Source organism: Mesorhizobium sp. M4B.F.Ca.ET.089.01.1.1, assembly GCF_004022605.1.
In the GTDB taxonomy this organism is placed as follows: domain Bacteria; phylum Pseudomonadota; class Alphaproteobacteria; order Rhizobiales; family Rhizobiaceae; genus Mesorhizobium; species Mesorhizobium abyssinicae.
In genome coordinates this window covers 1-3,410 of record NZ_RZOS01000546.1, presented here as the reverse complement: position 1 = coordinate 3,410, position 3,410 = coordinate 1, and the positions used below count along the sequence as shown (strand labels likewise).

Below are 3,410 nucleotides of genomic sequence, written 5' to 3'. Positions count from 1 at the left end.
AGCATGAACTGGCCGAGGTCGGCGGTGACCTCAACGCCTTCTGGAACCGGCATCGCCAGAGCGGGGAAAAATTCGCCGAATGGCGCGGCACCACCGCCTTCGCCTTTGCCCCGACCGGTCCCGGCGTCGCCGACTTCCGGCGCGGTGGTCGATCCCGACTATCGCCCCCGCAACGTCGACGATCTGTTCGAGCCGACCAGGGTTTTGCGCGGTTCCGCGGTCGAGACGCAACAGCTCGCAGGGCCAGTCCACCGGCTGCGCGGCCGTTCCGGCGGCGGCATCGTTCACATGCGCAGTTTTTTGGCGCGCCGGACGCGCATCGAACGCGAACTGCGCGAGGCGCAGCGGCCCGAGCTGGAAAACCGTCATCCGCGAGGTCGGGCCAGATGGCACGCGCGACACCGCGTTTTTTCGACTCCAATCCCGACTGGTTCGATTTCGTGCCGCGCGAAAGCCGCTTTTTTGTTGCCTGGGAGCGATCGAGTGCGGCCGCCGACCGCATCTTTGCGCACTGGGCCTTCGACATCCACGACCTCGAGGATCGCGGCCGGCGCGAGATCGGTTTTATTCCGCGGCCGCTTAAAATGCCGACTGAGCGGCTGCTCGCCGACGAAGGCGTCTCCGTGCACCGGCTGATGGAACGGATCAAGGCGATCGACACCGAAATCGATCTGCCCTTCGCCTGGTTCTTTCTGATGACCCACGACCATTGGTTCGATCCGAATGTCGGTCACGCGATCGCCGCCAGAAGCTCAATGTCGCGATCACTCGCCAGGCACCGGTGCGGGTCGCCTAAGGAAGCCGATAAGAATTTGCGCGGGACGCTTGGGTAAGCAGGAGCTGTGCTTGGGATAAGCACGCTTTGTCCGCAGACAAAACCGCCGAATTATGTAGCATATTCAGTTGCATGAATCACATCATGTAATGCTATCCTGGGACCATTAAGCTTTTGTTAACTTTAAATTTCTTGCCCGGGCGAACGAATCGGACATAATGACGGTTGCATGGCGCTTTTACGTCAAAAATCGTTTTTAGAGAGTCTCGATCGAATGAACGTGAGTTCGCCCGTTCCTACGAAAGTCCCGCTGCTGTTCGAGAAAAGTATCCTCGATCAGGGCGACCAGATATCGAAGAAGTTGCACCTGCTTTCGATGCAGCGCTTCCCTCCCCATGCAAAGAAAAATCTTCGTTCGTTCTCGCTGGCTGAGGTTGCCACGTATCTGGGGGTGTCCCAGAGCCATCTGAAGAAACTGCATCTGGAAGGAAAGGGACCGGTGCCTGAAACCTCGACGTCGGGCAGACGCTCGTACACTGCTGAACAGATGCTTGAGTTGCGCCAGTATCTCGACCAGTACGGTCGATCCGATGCCCGCATGTATGTTCCCCATCGGCGGCCGAGCGAGAAGCTTCAGATTTTGGCTGTGGTTAATTTCAAGGGGGGCAGCGGGAAGACCACTACCGCTGCCCACCTCGCCCAATACCTGGCACTTACCGGGCACCGTGTCCTAGCTGTCGATCTCGATCCGCAGGCGTCGCTTTCTTCGTTGCATGGGTTCCAACCTGAACTCGACCAGACAAGATCGCTTTACGACGCGATTCGCTATGACGACGAGAGGGTGCCTCTCTCGGAAATCATCAAGCCGACGAATTTTCCGGGCTTGGACATCGTCCCAGCGAACTTAGAGCTGCAGGAATTCGAATACGACACGCCTCTAGCAATGACGGACAAGTCTTCGAATGTGGGCAGGGCGTTTTTCACGCGCATCTCGAAGGCATTGATGGAAGTCGACGATCGCTACGATGTCATAGTTATCGATTGTCCGCCGCAGCTTGGCTACCTGACGATCACCGCACTGACCGCGGCCACCTCAGTGTTGATCACAATCCATCCGCAAATGCTCGATGTTATGAGCATGGGCCAGTTTCTGCTGATGCTCGGGAACATCCTGGAGCCGATCAGGGCGGCCGGTGCGGAGGTGAATCTGGAATGGTATCGCTATCTTGTTACTCGATTCGAACCCACGGATCAGCCGCAAGCGCAGATGGTGGCGTTCCTGCATACGCTGTTCGGCGAATTCATTCTCAAGAACCAGATGTTGAAATCAACGGCGATTTCCGATGCGGGGATTACCAAGCAGACCCTCTACGAAGTCGAAAAGAATGCGATGACCCGTTCCACATACGAGCGAGCAATGGAAGCCTTGGACGTCGTAAACGGCGAAATCGTAGCTTTGATTCATGAAGCATGGGGGCGTTGACTTTGTCTGCTGACAAAAGTGGATATTTGCCGAATGTATTCAATGGACTACGCGCTATCTGGAGGTAAAATATGGCACGTAAGAATCTTCTTGCAGGCCTGGTAGAAGCGGAGGCCGACGACCGGGCGTCACCAGCCTCCGCTGCGGCATATCCGATCCGCGGCGCGTCAAAATCCATGATCCGCTCAGTCAACGAGTTGGCAAAGCAAGCGGATGCGTATCTTGAGGGGGAGCATGTCGTCGAACTCGACCCAAGCGCAGTCGATGGCTCGTTCGTTTCCGACCGCCTGGGCGACGACGAGGAACAATATCAAGAGCTGCTGGAAGCGATTAGGGAGAGAGGGCAGGATTCTCCCATACTTGTCCGTCCGCATCCGAGCTCAGACGGCCGCTACATGATCGTCTTTGGCCATCGCAGAGTCCGAGTCGCCCGCGAACTGGGACGGAAGGTGAGGGCAGTCGTCAAGGAGATCGACGACAGGACCCATGTAATTGCCCAGGGTCAGGAGAATTCCGCTCGGGCAAATCTCAGTTTCATCGAGAAGGCGATGTTCGCAAAGCGCCTTGAGGATTTGGGGTACGACAGAGATGTGATCTCGTCAGCATTGGCCGCGAACGCCGCTGCGGTCTCGAAGATGGTATCGGTTGTCACCAGAATTCCCGCATCTGTGATCGGTAAGATTGGATCAGCTACGTCTGTAGGCCGCGAGCGGTGGGTTGAGCTGTCTCTGCTCGCCGGCAAGAAATCCGAAGTGGTTAATGCAATCTTGTCCGAACCAGAATTCGGTGAGCTGGAGAGCAACGAACGCTTCGAAAGGTTGCTAGCAGCCTTGAATGCTAAGGGGAAGCCGGTTCGCAAGGTAGCCATTAAGTCCCAAGCACAGTCCTGGGTCCCCGAGGACAAATCAGTTAGCGTCAGCGTCAAGAAGGCAGGCAAGGCCATCACGATCGCCGTGAAGGAGATGGACGGCAGCCGCTTTGGGACGTGGATTTCCGATAATCTGGGCAACCTTTATGAGGCGTTCAGAAAGTCGGAGAAGACATCAATAGGAGACTGAAACCGCAAAAGAAAAAGGCCCCCGAACGTCACCGTCGCGGAAGCCCTTCTCGTCTGTCGCAAGCTGAGAATCGCATTTCCCCGAATCACTGTCA

The 3,410-nt window shown here is 56.6% G+C and carries 4 protein-coding genes; 3 read left to right on the top strand and 1 reads right to left on the bottom strand.

What is annotated here, in order from left to right; all coding sequences use genetic code 11:
• Positions 1–30 precede the first annotated feature (30 nt).
• Positions 31–369 carry a hypothetical protein gene (locus EN780_RS39810; protein WP_210215061.1) on the bottom strand — a complete coding sequence of 113 codons (339 nt, stop codon included), beginning with the start codon at positions 367–369 and terminating at the stop codon, positions 31–33.
• A gap of 17 nt (positions 370–386) precedes the next feature.
• On the opposite strand from EN780_RS39810, the gene EN780_RS39805 reads away from it, so the two are divergent.
• The 3 genes from EN780_RS39805 (at position 387) to repB (ending at position 3,316) form a co-directional block, all read left to right on the top strand.
• Positions 387–833, top strand: coding sequence for a hypothetical protein (locus EN780_RS39805; RefSeq protein ID WP_210215062.1), 447 nt, complete (start codon positions 387–389; stop codon positions 831–833).
• A gap of 216 nt (positions 834–1,049) precedes the next feature.
• Positions 1,050–2,258 (top strand): plasmid partitioning protein RepA, encoded by a 1,209-nt coding sequence (repA, locus tag EN780_RS30305; protein WP_128276127.1) that lies wholly within the window; start codon positions 1,050–1,052, stop codon positions 2,256–2,258.
• 71 nt (positions 2,259–2,329) lie between these two features.
• The gene (gene repB, locus EN780_RS30300; protein ID WP_128276126.1) at positions 2,330–3,316 is read left to right on the top strand and encodes a plasmid partitioning protein RepB; all 987 of its coding nucleotides are present in this window, start codon (positions 2,330–2,332) and stop codon (positions 3,314–3,316) included.
• The last annotated feature ends 94 nt before the right edge of the window (positions 3,317–3,410 follow it).